General features: G+C 73.8%; 13 protein-coding genes. 8 read left to right on the top strand and 5 right to left on the bottom strand.

What is annotated here, in order from left to right:
* Window positions 1-5: 5 nt before the first annotated feature.
* Window positions 6-362, bottom strand: coding sequence for a type VII secretion target (locus tag ACGH2B_RS14175; RefSeq protein WP_399088637.1), 357 nt, complete (start codon window positions 360-362; stop codon window positions 6-8).
* A 309-nt stretch (window positions 363-671) separates the two neighbouring features.
* On the opposite strand from ACGH2B_RS14175, the gene ACGH2B_RS14170 reads away from it, so the two are divergent.
* A complete protein-coding gene (locus ACGH2B_RS14170; protein ID WP_399088635.1) occupies window positions 672-1880 on the top strand; it encodes a cobalt-precorrin-5B (C(1))-methyltransferase in 1209 nt (402 codons plus the stop codon).
* Window positions 1881-2007: 127 nt separating this feature from the next.
* Here ACGH2B_RS14170 and ACGH2B_RS14165 read toward each other — a convergent pair whose 3' ends face one another.
* The 3 genes from ACGH2B_RS14165 to cbiE all read right to left on the bottom strand — a co-directional run bounded on the left by ACGH2B_RS14165 (window position 2008) and on the right by cbiE (window position 6275).
* Window positions 2008-3870, bottom strand: coding sequence for a serine hydrolase (locus ACGH2B_RS14165; protein WP_399088633.1), 1863 nt, complete (start codon window positions 3868-3870; stop codon window positions 2008-2010).
* Between the two features lie 180 nt (window positions 3871-4050).
* Window positions 4051-4827 (bottom strand): precorrin-4 C(11)-methyltransferase, encoded by a 777-nt coding sequence (cobM, locus tag ACGH2B_RS14160; RefSeq protein WP_399088631.1) that lies wholly within the window; start codon window positions 4825-4827, stop codon window positions 4051-4053.
* Complete coding sequence (gene cbiE / locus ACGH2B_RS14155; protein ID WP_399088629.1) at window positions 4824-6275, bottom strand: precorrin-6y C5,15-methyltransferase (decarboxylating) subunit CbiE; 1452 nt, start codon at window positions 6273-6275, stop codon at window positions 4824-4826. The genes cobM and cbiE overlap by 4 nt, the downstream gene beginning before the upstream one ends.
* A gap of 391 nt (window positions 6276-6666) precedes the next feature.
* Between cbiE and tsaD the strand changes: the two genes are divergently transcribed.
* The 6 genes from tsaD (at window position 6667) to ACGH2B_RS14125 (ending at window position 12904) form a co-directional block, all read left to right on the top strand.
* Window positions 6667-7746, top strand: a complete 1080-nt coding sequence (tsaD, locus tag ACGH2B_RS14150; protein ID WP_399088627.1) for a tRNA (adenosine(37)-N6)-threonylcarbamoyltransferase complex transferase subunit TsaD — start codon at window positions 6667-6669, stop codon at window positions 7744-7746.
* A gap of 800 nt (window positions 7747-8546) precedes the next feature.
* Entirely contained in the window at window positions 8547-10187 is a 1641-nt protein-coding gene (locus tag ACGH2B_RS14145) for a sensor histidine kinase (protein WP_399088625.1), read from the top strand.
* A gap of 36 nt (window positions 10188-10223) precedes the next feature.
* Window positions 10224-10658, top strand: coding sequence for a roadblock/LC7 domain-containing protein (locus tag ACGH2B_RS14140; protein ID WP_399088623.1), 435 nt, complete (start codon window positions 10224-10226; stop codon window positions 10656-10658).
* The gene (locus ACGH2B_RS14135; RefSeq protein ID WP_399088621.1) at window positions 10655-11011 is read left to right on the top strand and encodes a DUF742 domain-containing protein; all 357 of its coding nucleotides are present in this window, start codon (window positions 10655-10657) and stop codon (window positions 11009-11011) included. The genes ACGH2B_RS14140 and ACGH2B_RS14135 overlap by 4 nt, the downstream gene beginning before the upstream one ends.
* Entirely contained in the window at window positions 10992-11648 is a 657-nt protein-coding gene (locus ACGH2B_RS14130; RefSeq protein WP_399088619.1) for a GTP-binding protein, read from the top strand. The genes ACGH2B_RS14135 and ACGH2B_RS14130 overlap by 20 nt, the downstream gene beginning before the upstream one ends.
* Window positions 11645-12904 carry a cytochrome P450 gene (locus tag ACGH2B_RS14125; protein ID WP_399088617.1) on the top strand — a complete coding sequence of 420 codons (1260 nt, stop codon included), beginning with the start codon at window positions 11645-11647 and terminating at the stop codon, window positions 12902-12904. Before ACGH2B_RS14130 ends, ACGH2B_RS14125 begins: the two co-directional genes overlap by 4 nt.
* Here ACGH2B_RS14125 and ACGH2B_RS14120 read toward each other — a convergent pair.
* On the bottom strand, window positions 12879-14102 hold the full coding sequence (locus ACGH2B_RS14120; RefSeq protein WP_399088615.1) for a cytochrome P450: 1224 nt from the start codon (window positions 14100-14102) through the stop codon (window positions 12879-12881). The two genes, ACGH2B_RS14125 and ACGH2B_RS14120, sit on opposite strands and share 26 nt — an antisense overlap.
* A 543-nt stretch (window positions 14103-14645) precedes the next feature.
* Here ACGH2B_RS14120 and ACGH2B_RS14115 point away from each other — a divergent pair.
* Entirely contained in the window at window positions 14646-14861 is a 216-nt protein-coding gene (locus ACGH2B_RS14115) for a hypothetical protein (protein WP_399088613.1), read from the top strand.
* The last annotated feature ends 271 nt before the right edge of the window (window positions 14862-15132 follow it).

Raw genomic sequence — 15132 nt, 5'->3', positions numbered from 1 at the left:
GGGCATCATCCGAACGGGCTGTTGTGGCGGGACTGTGCCGCGGGGCGGACCATGACCTGGCTCTCGGAGCGCCGGGTGAACGACCTCGCGGTGTCGGCGTCGTTCGTCTCGTAGTTGTCCGCGGACTTCCGGAGGGATTGCGCGACGTCGCCGCATTCCTTCCGGATGTCGCCGAGCCTGCCCTGCCAGGAGTGGTGTGTGCGCAGGAGTTGCTGGGCGAAGGAGAATCCCGCGGTCTGCCCTGGCACGCTCTGGTGGTGTGCGTTCAGGGCGCTGATGGCGGAGCCCGTCCCTGACTGCATTTCCTCGCTCTGGCCCGCTGCGGTACGCAATGTCTGTGGCTGTACTTCGGTGTCCGGCACAGTGCCCCCCGATTCCCCGATTCCCCGTTCACGTTTTCCGTCTGTCCTGTGCGGCAGGAGAGACAGCCGTTCACTCTAAGTGATGCGTGCAGAAGCCACCTTTATGAGGCGTGATTCGGTCGACGGCAGGCCGAAAGGGGGCGGCGGATCCGTCCGGTGCCGGGCATTCCGGGCGGCGGCGGAGCGGTGGTTCCGTAGGGCAGTGGGTGACCCGGTCCACGTGCCGTGGGGCGCGGCAGGGGAACATGGGCGGGCGGCTCGCGGGGTCGCGTAGCGGTGGATCGGGTGGTGAAAGGGCAGGTGGCGGCGATGAGCGCGTCCGGGGCGAGCGCGCCGGGGCCGCAGGGAGCGGCGGGGGCCCAGGGAGCGCAGGCCCCCGCCGGTGGCCGCGGCGCCCAGCTCGCGCATACCGGGTTGCGGTCCGGGTGGACCACCGGGGCGTGTGCGACGGCGGCGGGGGCGGCGGCGTACGCGGCGTTGTTGAGCGGGGAGTTCCCGGACCCGGTGCGGATCACGTTGCCCAAGGGGCACACGCCGTCGTTCGCGCTGGCGAAGGAGGAGTTGGCGGCGGACCGGTCGTGGGCGATGGCGGCGGTCGTGAAGGACGCGGGGGACGATCCGGATGTGACGCACGGGGCGTTGATCCGGGTGACGGTGCGGGAGCTGCCGGCCGGATCCGGGGTGGTGTTCCGGGCGGGGCCCGGGGTCGGGACCGTGACGCGGCCGGGGCTGCCGCTGGACGTCGGCGAGCCGGCGATCAACCCCGTACCGCGGCAGTTGATCTCCGGGCATCTCGCCGAGGTGGCGGCCCGGTACGGCGGGCGCGGGGACGTCGAGGTCGAGGTGTCCGTCGATCACGGTGAGGAGATCGCGCGCAGTACGTGGAACCCGCGGCTGGGCATCCTCGGCGGGCTGTCGATCCTGGGGACGACCGGCGTCGTCGTGCCGTACTCCTGCTCGGCGTGGATCGATTCGATCCGGCGCGGGGTGGACGTGGCGCGCGCGGCCGGGCGGCGCCATGTGGCGGGCTGTACGGGGGCCACGTCCGAGAAGGTCGCGGTGGCGCTGCACGGGCTGCCCGAGGACGCGCTGCTGGACATGGGGGACTTCGCGGGCGCGGTGCTGAAGTACGTACGGCGCCACCCGGTGGAGCGGCTGACGATCTGCGGCGGGTTCGCGAAGCTGTCGAAGCTGGCGGCCGGGCACCTCGATCTGCATTCGGCGCGGTCACAGGTGGACAAGGGGTTCCTCGCGGAGCTGGCCCGGCACGCCGGTGCGGACGAGGCGCTGGCCACGGCCGTCGCGGACGCCAACACGGGCCTCGGGGCGCTCCAGTTGTGCGCCGCCGCCGGCGTGCCCCTGGGCGATCTGGTGGCCGCCACCGCGCGGGACGAGGCGCTGGCGGTGCTGCGGGGCGCACCCGTGACGGTCGATGTGGTCTGTATCGACCGGGCGGGGCTGGTGGTGGGGCGCTCCACGCCTCAAGGGCCGGGGCGTACGGGGGAGCCGGGGCCGTAGGGGCGCGCCATTTCTCGATCCGACACGACTCGCCCCTTTCCGTATTCACCTGTTGCTTTCGCCAGTCAATTCACCCGTTGCTTTCACCAGTCGCCTTCGACATGGTCAGGAGTCGCCTTCGACATGGTCAGAACAGGTCGTTCGCAGGCCAGTCCGTGATGCGGCGCACCACCGTCCACATGACGTTGTCCAGGTCGGTACGCATCGCGTCCAGATTCGCGTCGTCCCGGGAATTGACCAGGACCGCCCAGCACTGGTGGCCGCTCGTGCGGACGAGGATCGAGGTGTTACCGGGGAGGTCGCCGTCGTGCCAGCGGTTTCCCGCGGAATTGGTGATCCAGCCCTTGGCGTATCCGGTCGGGTCACCGGCGGGGGTGCGGGCGGTGGTCGGTGTGGACATCGTCGTGACGGATCCGGACGACAGAATGTCCGGCTTGCCGGTGAATCCGTCCACCCGGACGAGGAATCGCAGCAATTCCGTCGGCGTGGCCAGCCAGCCACCGTGCGCGTCCATCCGTGAGACGCGGATGCCGTACGGGCTCACCGACCCCTGCTGCGTGTAGACGACCTCGTTGCTGCGCCGGTCGGCGAGGGTGTCGCCGGCGATGTGCATGTCGGTGATACCGCAGGGCGTCAGTACGAGTTGGCGTACGGCGTTCTCGTAGAGCAGCCCGGTGATGGTCTCGATCACGCGTCCGAGCAGGCAGTATCCGAAGTTGAGGTACTCGTAGGTGGTGCCCGGGGTGTGGGTCAGCGGGGCGTTGAGGGCGCCCGTCGCGTCGCGGCCGAGCATCCAGTCGATCAGTTGGCGCTGTGTGAGGTCTAGGTGACCGAACATCGGGTCCTGCGAGCGCGCCCAGCCGCTGGTGTGTTCCAGGAGGTCCTGGACGCGGATCTGGCCGATGTTGGTGCCGTAGGGCTGGGTGCCGTAGGTGGTGCCGAGGATGCCACCGGCGCCGAAGACCCGGTCGTTCATGGTGAGGCGGCCCTGTTCGATCAGCCGGAAGATCGCCACGGCGGTGATCGGCTTGGAGACACTGGCGATGCGGAACAGTTGGCCGGTGGTCACGGGGGCGTTGGTGGCCGGGTCGGCCACCCCGTACGCCCGGGCGAAGATCAGCCGTTCCGAGTCGGTCAGCGCGAGGGAGGCGCCCGGCACGCGGTGCGCGGTCATGAACGTGTTCACGGTCTGCCGGATGAACTTCTCGTCGTCGTCGGAGAGGTACGGCTTGTGCCAGATGCTGGCGTATGCGGTGGTGCCGCCCGCGGTATGGCCGTTGATCTTCTGCAGCCGGTATCCGCGCGCCACGAGAGCGTCAAAGGCGGATTGGTGGTCGGCGGAGGAAAGGCCGTGGCGGGCCTGCCAGGTCACCGGGGGCCCTTTGATCCAGATCGCCGCATAGCGCGTGCCACCCGAGACCTCGTAGCCGTTGACGCGCCACAGGATGTACCCCTGCCCTGTCAGACGCGTGAATTCCGTCTGGAATTCGGCGGAGGTCAGGCCGTGGCGTGCGACCCATCCGGGAACGGGTGACTGGTCCCAGACCGCGGCGAACCGCACCTGCCCCGCGTCGAGATAGCAGGAGAGGTCGACGGGGCGGAATCCCCGGGCCGTGAACTGATCTATCGCCGTCTGGTACTGCTCCGGGGTCATACCGTGCCGGGCTTCGAAAGCCGGGCCCGGGATCTTCTGCCACAACGACGTGAAACGCGGCTGACCGGCTCGGTCACAGCCGCTCACGGATACGGGCCGGAATCCCTGGACGGGCAGCGTCTGGAAAAGGCTGTTGTGGTCCTGGCTGGTCAATCCGTGCCGGGCCACCCACGGCGGTCCCTGCGACTGCTCCCATACGGTGGCGTAATGATCCACGCCGTTGACGCTGTATCCGTTGACGTCGAGAAGGCGGTAGCCCTGGGCGACGCGCGCATCGAATTCGGGCTGGTACTGACTGAGGGTCAGATCGTGTCGCGCCTGCCATGCCGGGTTCATGATTTCGCCTCACCCTTCAGCGCACCACTTCCCGGATTCAGGGATATCCGACCGCCCGGACGATCCCCGCTCCCTAGGGGGAACGTCGCGTCGAGGGGCGATGGCGCGTGGCGCACTCATCGCATCTCGCTTCCAGCGTGTTCCCCGCCGGCGGGTGATCGCAACCGGCGGGGAACACCCTCAGTCCGCTCCCCAGGCGCCCCCGCGGCCGTCCGCCGGGCGCTCGCGGTCCGAGGAGTACAGGAAGCTGTCGCCGAACTGCTCCGCGGCCAAGGTGCGGCCGACGATGATGACGGCGGTGCGGACCACGCCCGCGGCCTTCACCTGGCCGGCGATGTCGGCGAGGGTGCCGCGCAGGACCAGTTCGTCGGGGCGGGAGGCGAGGGCCACGACGGCGGCGGGGCAGTCGGCGCCGTAGTGCGGCAGGAGTTCGGCGACGACGCGGTCGGCGTACCGGGCGGCGAGGTGCAGGACGAGGAGCGCACCGCTGCGCCCCAGGGTGGCGAGGTCCTCGCCCTCGGGCATGGCGGTGGCGCGCTCGGCGATACGGGTGAGGATCACGGTCTGACCGACCGTCGGGACCGTCAGCTCACGCTTGAGGGCGGCGGCCGCGGCGGCGAACGCCGGGACGCCGGGCACCACCTCGTACGGCACGCCCGCGGCGTCCAGGCGGCGCATCTGCTCGGCGACGGCGCTGAAGACGGACGGGTCGCCGGAGTGCAGCCGGGCCACGTCGTGGCCCTCCTCGTGGGCGCGGATCAGCTCGGCGGTGATGGTGTCCAGGTCGAGCCGGGCGGTGTCGATCAGCCGGGCGCCGGGCGGGCACCCGTCGAGCAGTTCGCGCGGCACCAGGCTGCCCGCGTACAGGCACACCCCGCAGGCGGCGAGGGTACGGGCACCGCGCACGGTGATCAGGTCGGCGGCGCCGGGGCCCGCGCCGATGAAGTGGACGGTCATCGTTCCTCGTTCTCCGGAGGGGTGGGGGTGGGGTCCTCGGGGGCGGCGGGGGTGGCTTCCCCGGGAGGCGCCGGAGTGGCTTCCCCGGGAGGCGCCGGGGCGGCTTCCCCGAGGGACGCGGGGGTGGTGTCCCCGGGGGACGCGGGGGTGGCTCCCCCGGAGGGGGCGGGTACGGGCTCGCCCGGTTTCACGCCCGTCCACTGGGTCACCGGCATCGCCTGGCGCCAGCCCGTGAAGCCGCCCACGGGGGTGGCGTGGGCGACGGCGAGGCGTACCAGGTCACCGCCGTGGCGCCGGTACCACCGCGTCAGGAGCGCCTCGGACTCCAGGGTCACCGTGTTCGCGACGAGGCGGCCGCCCGGGGGCAGCGCCGCCCAGCAGGCGTCGAGCAGTCCGGGGGCGGTGAGGCCGCCGCCGATGAAGACCGCGTCGGGGGCGGGGAGTCCGGCGAGCGCCCCGGGGGCGGCACCCCGCACCACCCGTAGGCCCGGTACGCCGAGGGTGTCCGCGTTCCGCGCGATACGGGCGGCGCGGGCGTCGTCCCGTTCGACGGTGACGGCGCGGCAGGCGGGGTGGGCACGCAGCCACTCGATCGCGATGGAGCCGGAGCCGCCGCCGATGTCCCAGAGGAGTTCGCCGGGCTCCGGGGCGAGCGCGGCGAGCGTCGCGGCCCGCACGTGGCGCTTGGTGAGCTGCCCGTCGTGGTCGTACGCCTCGTCGGGAAGGCCGGGGACGACCGGCAGCCGCAGCGCGCCCGGTTCGCGGACGCACTCGACGGCGACGACGTTCAGCGGGTCGCCGGGCGGGCGCTCCCAGGTGGCGGCGGTGCCGTCGGTCCGCGCCTCGGCGGGGCCGCCCAACTGCTCCAGGACGCGCATCGGGGACGGGCCGAAGCCGCGTTCCCGCAGCGCCCCGGCGATCCGCGCGGGCGTGTCCGCGCCGGACGACAGGACCAGCACCCGGCGCCCGTGGTGCAGCACCCGCGCGAGGCTCGCCACCGGGCGCCCCACCAGCGAGACGACCTCGGTGCCCGCCACCGGCCAGCCGAGCCGGGCGCAGGCGTACGCGACGGACGAGGGGTGCGGCAGGACCCGCAGCCGGGGGCGGGGCGCCCCGGGGGCGTCGGGGAGGGCGGCCAGTACCTCGGTGAGGGTGCGGCCGATGCCGTGGAACATCGGGTCGCCGCTGGCCAGCACGGTCAGCCCGCGTCCGGCGTGGGCGGCGATCAGCCCCGGCACGGCGGGGCGCAGCGGCGACGGCCAGGTGACGCGTTCACCGGCGCACTCCGGGGGCAGCAGGGCGAGCTGGCGGGCGCCGCCGAGGAGCACCCCGGCGGTACGCAGCGCGTCGCGGGAGGCGGGGGCCAGCCCGTCCCAGCCGTCGGCGCCGATACCGACGACGGTGAGCACGGGCGGGGCGGGGAGCGGAGGGGATGCCTGGGAGGTCACTGCCGAGTACCTCGAACCTCGGGAGCCGCCGGGCGGCCGGTGGGGTGGGGAGAAGCGGCCGGGGGGCCGGGGACGTTTCCGCACTCTACTGAGGGGGGCGGGGGTGCCCTCCGGGCGGGGACGGGTGCGGCCCCAGGGCGGGGACGGGTGCGGCCCCAGGGGGAGGGCGGGTCCGGAGCCCCCTGGGGCGGGCCGGAACGGCGCGGGGGCCGGGTGATGGCCGGGAGCGTGGCGAGTCCCGGGCCGAGCCGAGTGGGGCCCCGGAGGCCAAGCCGGGCGAAGCCCCCGGCCAGGGGGCGGGCGGAGTCCCGGCCGGGGCCGACCCAGGCCCCTATTGCCTATCATTCGCAATAACAACTGACCCGCAGAAATCTCCCCGAGGAGCCCGCCCATGCCCCCTTCCGCCCCCGTAGTGCTGGGAATCGAGTCGTCCTGCGACGAGACGGGGGCGGGGCTGGTGCGCGACGGGCGGCTCCTCGGGCACGCGCTGGCGTCGAGCATGGACGAGCACACGCGGTTCGGCGGCGTCGTGCCGGAGATCGCCGCGCGCGCCCATGTGCACGCGCTGCTGCCCGTCGTCCACCGCGCGCTGGACGACGCGGGGCTGCGGATGACCGACATCGGGGCGGTCTCCGTGACCACCGGGCCGGGGCTCTCCGGTGCGCTCCAGGTCGGGCTGGCCGGGGCGAAGAGCCTCGCGTACGCGCTCGGGGTGCCGCTGCACGGGGTGCACCACCTGGCGGGGCACGTCGCGGCCGACACCCTGGAGCACGGGCCGCTGCCCGACCCGTGCGTCGTCCTGATCGTCTCCGGCGGCCACACCTCGCTGCTGCTCGTCCGCGATCTGGCGCGCGATCCGATCGTCCACCTCGGGGACACCGTGGACGACGCGGCGGGCGAGTGCTTCGACAAGGTCGCGCGCGTCTTCGGGCTCCCGTACCCCGGCGGGCCCGCCATCGACCGGACGGCGCGCGCGGGGGATCCGCGCGCCGTCCCCTTCCCCCGGCCGCTCACCTCCGGCGACCCCCGCACCCGGTACGCGTTCTCCTTCTCCGGGCTGAAGACCGCGGCGGCCCGCTGGGCGGAACGGAAGCGCGCGGCGGGCCGGGAACTGCCGCTCGCCGACGGCGCCGCCTCACTCCAGGAGGCGGTCGCCGACGTCCTGACCCGTAAGGCGGTGGCCGCCTGCACCGCACACGGCGTCGGCACGCTGGTGGTGGTCGGCGGGGTGGCCGCCAACTCCCGGGTGCGGGCACTCGCCGAGGAACGGTGCGCGGCGGCCGGCCTCACCCTCCGGGTGCCGCCCCTGCGGCTCTGCACGGACAACGGCGCGATGATCGCCGCCGTCGGCGACCTCCTGGTACGGGCCGGAGCCGCCCCGGCACCGGCGGACGTCTCCATCGACCCGTCGGCGCCCTTGGAGTACGCGGCGCTGCATCCTGTGGCCGGAGGCGGGCGACGGGCGGCCTGAGCGAGCGGCGGGGGAGGCGGGGGGCGGGGCGGACAGCGGTCAAGAGGGGGGCCGGCACGGGACGTGGCGTCACCTGATGGCCAGGCCGGCGGAGCCCGCGCCGGGAAGCAGCCCGGTGGATGCCGGAACTCGTCTCCGGGGCCGGGGCCCACTCCCGGGCTGGGCCCCGCTCCCGGGGCTGGGCCCCACTCCAGAACCTCCCCGCCTGAAACCCCCTCACCGTGGGGCCGACCCGGGCTTCTCCCCTAATTCGCCCCCTAGGGCGCTCGCACTTCCCCCTAGGGCGCCCGCGCCGGGACCGGCGGAAAGGCAGACGGCCCCGGCGCGCCGCTCACCACACCCGGGACCGCGCCCTCTCCCGTTCCGGGCCCCACTACCGCTCCCTCTCCCGTTCCGGGCCCCCACTCCAGAACCTCCCCGTCCAGGCGCTTCCGACCGCGCCCGGGCCCCTGACGGATCCCTGACTTCTCGCCCCTGGTGACCCTCGGGTGTCCCCGATAAGGGCATCCTCTGACACGCCATCACCCCATATGTCCCGACTGTTCCGGGGTCTACTCCCACCGTGCCCCGGGGCGCCCCGGGGCGGTCCAAGCCGCCGCCCCCGGGCGAGGGTTGCCGGATCCGACCGAGCGGATAAAGTGCAGAAGATCTTCCGCTTCCGCCCGCGCCGCGCACCGGCCCGCGCCCCACCGCGACCCGGAGCCCGTGCGGTCGGCCGGACGGCCCGTCAGGAACGTGTCCGCGTCCCTGCCCGGCCCCTCCCCCGTACCGCCGCCGCAAGAGCTCCGAGGACCCGTCCGATGTCACCGCAGATACCCTCCCGCCGTCGGGCAGAGCCTTCGCCGCTCGGCGCCGCGCTACTCACCCTGGTGGCCACGCTCCTGATCACCGGCGGGCTGTGCCTGTGGGCCGTCCTCACCGCCCCGGACACCGTCGCCACCGGCCTGGCCTGGGGCGGCGGCGCCACGGCCGTCGCACTCAGCGGGGCGGTCGCCGCCGCCGTCTACGGAATGCGGCAGGCCCGCGCGCACCGCGCCCGCGTCGAGGCGGTCCGCGCCGAGGCCGAGCGGCTCGCCGACGAGACGCTGCCCGCCGTCGTCGCGCAGCTTCGCACCGGCGCCTCCGCCGACACCGCGCTCAACCGGGTGCCGCTGCCCACCGCCCCCGCCCACCAGCGCATCGTCCGCAGCCTGGCCGAGGAGGTCGGCCGCGGGGAGCGGATGCGCGCCGCCGCCATGGCCGCCTGCGCGAACGCCGCCGGACGCGTCCAGGCCCTCTCCACGAGCATGCTCGCCGACCTGCGCGAGATGGAGCACCGGCACGGCGAGGACGTCCTCGGCGACCTGCTCCAGCTCGACCACTCCACGGCGCAGGCCGGACGGCTCGCCGACTCCATCGCCGTGCTGACCGGCGCCCGTTCCGGCCGCCGCTGGAACAAGCCGATCCCGATGGAGAGCGTGCTGCGCGGCGCCATGGGCCGGATCAGCGCCTACCGCCGCGTCCAGCTCCACAACAGCAGCACCCTCGCGGTCGCCGGGCACGCGGCCGAGGGCGTCATGCACGCCCTCGCCGAGATCATGGACAACGCGACGTCCTTCTCCCCGCCGTCGTCCGCCGTCCACGTCTACGTCGAGGAGACCCAGGCGGGCGTCGTCGTCAGCGTCGAGGACAGCGGACTGGTCATGGGGGAGACGGCGCTGCGCCGCGCCGAGGCCGCGGTCTCCGCCGACTCCCTGGACCTGATGTCGCTGTCCGGCACCCGTCTCGGCCTCGCCGTCGTCGGCTGCCTGGCCCGCAAGCACGGCCTGAACGTGTCGTTCCGCCCGTCGGCGCGCGGCGGCACCAGCGTCGTGGTGCTCATCCCGCAGCAACTGATCACCGAGGGCCGGCCGCTGGTGCGGGAGCCGGAGCGGCCCGTCGTCCCGGACACCGTGCCCGAGTCGCTGACCCGCACCGCCGGGCCGCGTCACGCGGCGCGCCGCACCCCGTCGGAGTCCGCGCCGCGCCACGGCTCGCACCGGGGCCCGGCCGAGCCGGTCGCGCCGCTCGACCCGTTCCCGCCGGCCGAGCTGCGGCCCGCCGCGCCGCAGCCGCCCGCCGCGCCCGAGGCCCCCGCACCGCGCGCCGCCGTCCCGCCGCAGCAGCAGCACCGCCGGGCGGCCGCGCCCCCGCAGGAGTTCGGCGAGAGCGGACTGCCCAAGCGGCGCCGGGGCCAGACGCTGGCCGCCTCGTCGCTGCCCGGTGCCGCGCCGAAGCCCGCGCCGCGGCCCGCCGCACCGCGCCCGGCCCGCTCCCACGAGGAGGCCGCCGATCGGTTCCGCACCTTCCGCCGGGCCGTCCGGCGCGACGGCGGGACGGACCCCGGCCACCCGGCGTCCGGCGACGGCGGCGCGGCCCACGGCGGCCCCGGGGCCCCCGGTGGCGCCCCCGACCCTTCGTAACACCCCCACCCCCGCTCCCCCGGAGGACGAGAGCCGATGACGAACACGACCGACCGCAGCCTCGACTGGATGCTGGAGAACCTGCTCCAGAAGACGCCGGGCGCCCGCCACGCCCTGGTGCTCTCCCGCGACGGCCTGAAGCTGTGCCACTCCCCGGGTCTGACCATCGATCAGGCCGACCAGCTCGCCGCCATCGCGTCGGGCATCCAGAGCCTGTCGCACGGCGCGTCCGTGGAGTTCGGCGACGGCACCGGCGGCATCCGCCAGGCGATGACGGAGTTCCACGGCGGCATCCTCTTCATAGTCGAGGCCGGACACGGCGCCCACCTGGCCCTCCTCGCCGTCGAGGACGCCGACGTCGGCCTCATCGGCTTCACCATGAACGAGCTGGTCGAGCAGATCGGCGACTACCTCGCCGCCGCCCCGCGCGGCGAGGGCGGCCGCACACTCAGCCCGGAGCAGCAGGCATGAAGCGACTCGGTCCCGACGACGATCCGGACCGGCTCTACACCGTCACCGGGGGCCGCAGCCGCGCCGCCGAAGACCGGCACCTCGATGTGGTCACCCTGATCGTCAGCGAATGCGATCCGGCGCCCGGCATGCAGTCGGAGCACGTGCGGATCCTGTCCATGTGCCGCCACCCGATGGCCGTCGTGGAGGTCTCCGCGGAGCTGCGGATGCCGGTGAGCGTCGTACGGATCCTGCTGTCGGACCTGCTGGACACCGGCAAGGTGACGGCCCGTCACCCCCGGGCGGTCGCCGCGGACCACCTTCCCGACACCGACCTGCTGAAGGAGGTGCTCGTTGCACTCCACCGCCTCTGACCTTCCCCCCGGAGCCGCACCGGCGCCGGACGCCCACGCCGCCCCGTCCCGCACCCCGCTGCGGGCCACCGCGGACAACGGCCTGAAAATCGTCATCGTCGGCGGCTTCGGCGTCGGCAAGACCACCATGGTCAGGTCGGTCAGCGAGATCCGTCCGCTGAGCACCGAGGAGACCATGACCCGGGCGGGCGTCGGCGTCGACGACCCGACCGGCGTGGAGACCAAGTCCACGACGACGGTCGCCTTCGACTTCGGCCGCATCAGCATCAACGACAGCGCCGTGCTGTACCTGTTCGGCGCCCCCGGCCAGGAGCGTTTCTGGTTCCTGTGGGACCGGCTGTTCGCCGGGACGCTCGGTGCCGTCGTCCTCGTCGACACCCGCCGCCTGGACGACTCCTGGTACGCGATCGACCGGCTGGAGGCGCACGGCATGCCGTTCATCGTGGCGTGCAACGAGTTCGGCGGGCCGCAGCACACCCTGGAGCAGGTCCGCGAGGCGCTGGACCTGGCGCCCGGGATCCCGCTGGTGCGGTGCGACGCCCGCGACCGCGCGTCCAGCAAGGCCGTACTGATCGCGCTGGCCAACCACCTCTACTCCCTGTCCGCCCCTCACGAGAGTGCGAAGGCCACCCCGTGACCGAGCAGTTCCCCCCGCCCGGCTGCCCCGCGCACGCCGCCGCCCACCCGTCCGGCGCCGTCCGGCTCTACGGCGAAGAGCTCAGCGGCGACCCGGCGCGGCTCTACCGTGAGCTGCGGCGCGAGCACGGGCCGGTCGCACCGGTCCTGCTGGACGGCGACATCCCCGCCTGGTTCGTCCTCGGCTACCGCGAGGTGCACCAGGTCACGTCCAACAACGAGCTGTTCGCCCGCGATTCGCGGCGCTGGCACGCCTGGGAGTCGATCCCCGCCGACTGGTCGCTGATGCCGTTCGTCGGCTACCAGCCGTCGGTGATGTTCGCGGAGGGCGCCGAGCACCGCCGCCGCTCCGGGGCGATCAGCGACGCGCTGCTCGCCATCGACCAGTTCGAACTGCGGCAGATCTGCGAACGGCTCGCCGACGGACTGATCGACGCGTTCGCCGGCAGCGGCGAGGCCGATCTGATGGCCCACTACGCGCTGCGGCTGCCGCTGCTCGTCGTCACCGAACTGTTCGGCATCGCGCCGACGGAGGTGCCGCAGCTCGTCCAGGACATCTCCGAATCGCTGGACGAGGGGCCCGGCGCCATCGAGGCGCACCAGCGGGTCGCCGCCCGGATGGCCCGGCTGGTCCACGAGCGGAAGGCCCGGCCCGCCGCCGACGTACCGTCCCGGCTGCTGACCCACCACGCGAAGCTGGCCGAGGAAGAGGTCGTCATCGACCTGCTGGTGGTGATGGCCGCCGCCCAGCAGCCGACCGCCAACTGGATCGGCAACACCCTGCGGCTGATGCTGACCGACGACCGCTTCGCGGTGTCGCTCTCCGGTGGCCGCCGCAGCGTCGGCCAGGCCCTCAACGAGGTGCTGTGGCAGGACACCCCCACGCAGAACTACATCGGCCGGTGGGCCGCCCGCGACACCCAGCTCGGCGGGCGCCGCATCCGCGCAGGTGACCTGCTGGTCATGGGCCTGGCGGCCGCCAACAACGATCCGCAGGTCAGCCCGGACTTCACCGCGCCCGGGACGGACAGCAACCAGGCCCACATGTCGTTCAGCCACGGCGAGCACGCCTGCCCCTACCCGGCGCCCGAGATCGCCGAGGTCATCGCGCAGGCGGCGGTCGAGGTGCTGCTCGACCGCCTGCCCGACGTGATGCTGTCGGTGCCCGCCGAGGACCTGGTGTGGCACCCGTCGCTGTGGATGCGCGGACTGACCGCGCTCCCGGTGGAGTTCACCCCCGCGTACGCGCCGCGGTGAAACGGACCGGCAACGCGTCCAGGCCCCGGGTGAAGGTGCCTTCCTCACGCGGGGCCGCGCCGTCGGCGAGGGCGAGGTCGGGCAGCGCGTCCAGCAGCAGGTTGACGCCGGTCTCGACCTCCGCCTTCGCCAGCAGCGCACCGACGCAGAAGTGCCGGCCGAGCGCGAACGACAGATGGTCGGCGGCGGCCGAGAACGCGGTGGTGGCCGCCAGATCGGCGCGGTGGATGTCGAACGTGTCCGGGTCGGCGTAGCGGCGCTCGTCGCGTCCGGCGGCGCCGATCAGGCAGGTCACGGTGGCGCCCGCGGGGATCGTCCCGCCGGCGATCGCCACGTCCTCGGACGGCTGCCGCATGATCATGTGGACCGGTGGGGTGTACCGCAGGGTCTCCGCGAAGGCGGGCGCGATCAGCGACCGGTCCGCACGCACCTCGGCAAGCTGCTCGGGGTGGCGCAGCAGGTTGTACATCAGCGCGGAGAGCGCCTTGTCGGTGGTCTCGCCGCCCGCGGTGAGCAGCAGCGAACAGAACGCCTTGATGTCCTCGTCGCTCATCTGCGTCCCGTCGATCTCCGCGGCACAGAGCGTGGACAGCAGATCGTCGCCCGGGTGCGCGCGGCGTTCGCGGATGACCGGGAGCATGTACGCGGCGAACTCGTCGCGGGTGCGCAGTCCGGCGGCGGCGACGTCCGGGTCCTGGGCGAGGTTGCCGAGGAAGCCCATGATCGCGGTGTACCAGCGGTGGAAGCGGTCGTGGTCGGCGCGGTCGAGGCCGAGCATGTCGACGATGACGTTGATGGGGAAGCGGGTCGCGAACTGTGCGACGAGGTCGGCGCTGCCGTCGCCCCGGAAGGCGTCGACCAGTTCGCGGGCGTTGCGCTCGATGACCGGCAAGAACGCGGTCTCCAGGGTCCTGCCGCGGAACGCCGGGGCGACCAGCGCGCGGCGGACGGCGTGTTCGCGGCCGCTCATCTGGAGGATGGTGCGACCGTGCACCGGCTCCAGTTGCCAGTCGTAGTTGCCGGTGGTGAACACCGGGTCCTTGAAGGCGCGCTCGACGTCCTCGTAGCGGGAGAGGACGTAGCTGTCGGTGGCCGCGTGGTGGATCAGCGGGAAGTCGTCGCGCAGTACGCGGTAGGCGCCGTGCGGGTCGGCACGGAATTCGGGCGACAGGATGTCCGGCGGCACTGCTCGGCTCACGGGCACGGCACTCCTCGATAGATGTAGACGACACACAATGGGGTGCGGAGGTTCCCGCGCGTCCGGCGGCCGCCCCCGCGCCCCCGCGCGGGGCCACAGGCACACCCAAGATCGTCTCGGACCGGCCACTTATCAAGAGCCCCCACCCGCCACCCCGCCCGGAAGCGGACGCCCCCGCCCCTTCCGCAGGGCGCGAAAACCCCCTCCCATCACGCCCCTGACCTGCAATTTCATCCATTCCCGACGAAGCCGGGAGGCGCCCGGTCCACGGCTTTGGATCTTCCACCGAACTCCGCCCGCCCGCCCCGCCGCTCGCCGAACACACCGGCGGCACCCCCGACGGCCTCGACGTCCGGCTCGCCGCCGCGACCGCCGCGCCCCGCGTCGCCGTCGAGACCCGGGCGCCGAGCGACGCCCCCGCCGCAGGGGCCACCCCCGTCGCCGAACTGACCACCGGGGCGAATGCGGACCTTGACGGCGGGGTTGCGGGCCCGACCACAGGGCCCGCTACGTTAGGTGCCCTTCCGGGTACGAGGAGTCGTCATGGGCATGTTCGAGGCACGCGGTAACAAGGACGGCACGTGGTACATCGTGCACACGCCCGACGGGCATCTCGCCCACCTCTCCCACCCCGACGGCAGAACCCGCGCGGCCGTGGGCATCCCCACGAAGACCGAGGCGGAGGCCGCGGCGGACGCCCTCAACGACGAATACCACCGGGCCGTCCGGGCGGCCGGGACGACGGGAGACGGCACCTGACCCATCCGGAGTACGGCGCGACCCGCTCGGTACGGGCGGGCCGGAAGATCTGCCCGCCCCGCGGCCGTCCGGGCGGCCCCGCGTAACCGGGGCGAACGGCGGGCCGGCCGGCGCATCCCACGCCGGCCGGCCCGCCGTTCGTCGTTCCCTGGGCGGGCAGGGCGGCGCGGGCGCGCGGCGGGGCGCGTGAGACGGCGCGGGGCACGGCGGGGCAGCCCGGACAGGGGCGTACCGGAGGCTTCCGCTCCACTGCGCGCGAGACGGAACCACC

The organism is Streptomyces sp. BBFR2 (assembly GCF_044497305.1).
Taxonomy (GTDB): Bacteria; Actinomycetota; Actinomycetes; order Streptomycetales; family Streptomycetaceae; genus Streptomyces.
The sequence above is the reverse complement of the archived record's forward strand: the minus strand, read 5'-3'. Positions and strand labels throughout refer to the sequence as shown.

Bases quoted from the DNA above. Each gene is read 5' to 3' on its own strand.
- ACGH2B_RS14115 (WP_399088613.1), top strand. From the start codon at position 14,646: ATGGGCATGTTCGAGGCACGCGGTAACAAGGACGGCACGTGGTACATC.
- cobM (WP_399088631.1), bottom strand. From the start codon at position 4,827: ATGACCGTCCACTTCATCGGCGCGGGCCCCGGCGCCGCCGACCTGATC.
- ACGH2B_RS14145 (WP_399088625.1), top strand. From the start codon at position 8,547: ATGTCACCGCAGATACCCTCCCGCCGTCGGGCAGAGCCTTCGCCGCTC.
- tsaD (WP_399088627.1), top strand. From the start codon at position 6,667: ATGCCCCCTTCCGCCCCCGTAGTGCTGGGAATCGAGTCGTCCTGCGAC.
- ACGH2B_RS14165 (WP_399088633.1), bottom strand. From the start codon at position 3,870: ATGAACCCGGCATGGCAGGCGCGACACGATCTGACCCTCAGTCAGTAC.
- ACGH2B_RS14170 (WP_399088635.1), top strand. From the start codon at position 672: ATGAGCGCGTCCGGGGCGAGCGCGCCGGGGCCGCAGGGAGCGGCGGGG.
- ACGH2B_RS14135 (WP_399088621.1), top strand. From the start codon at position 10,655: ATGAAGCGACTCGGTCCCGACGACGATCCGGACCGGCTCTACACCGTC.
- ACGH2B_RS14140 (WP_399088623.1), top strand. From the start codon at position 10,224: ATGACGAACACGACCGACCGCAGCCTCGACTGGATGCTGGAGAACCTG.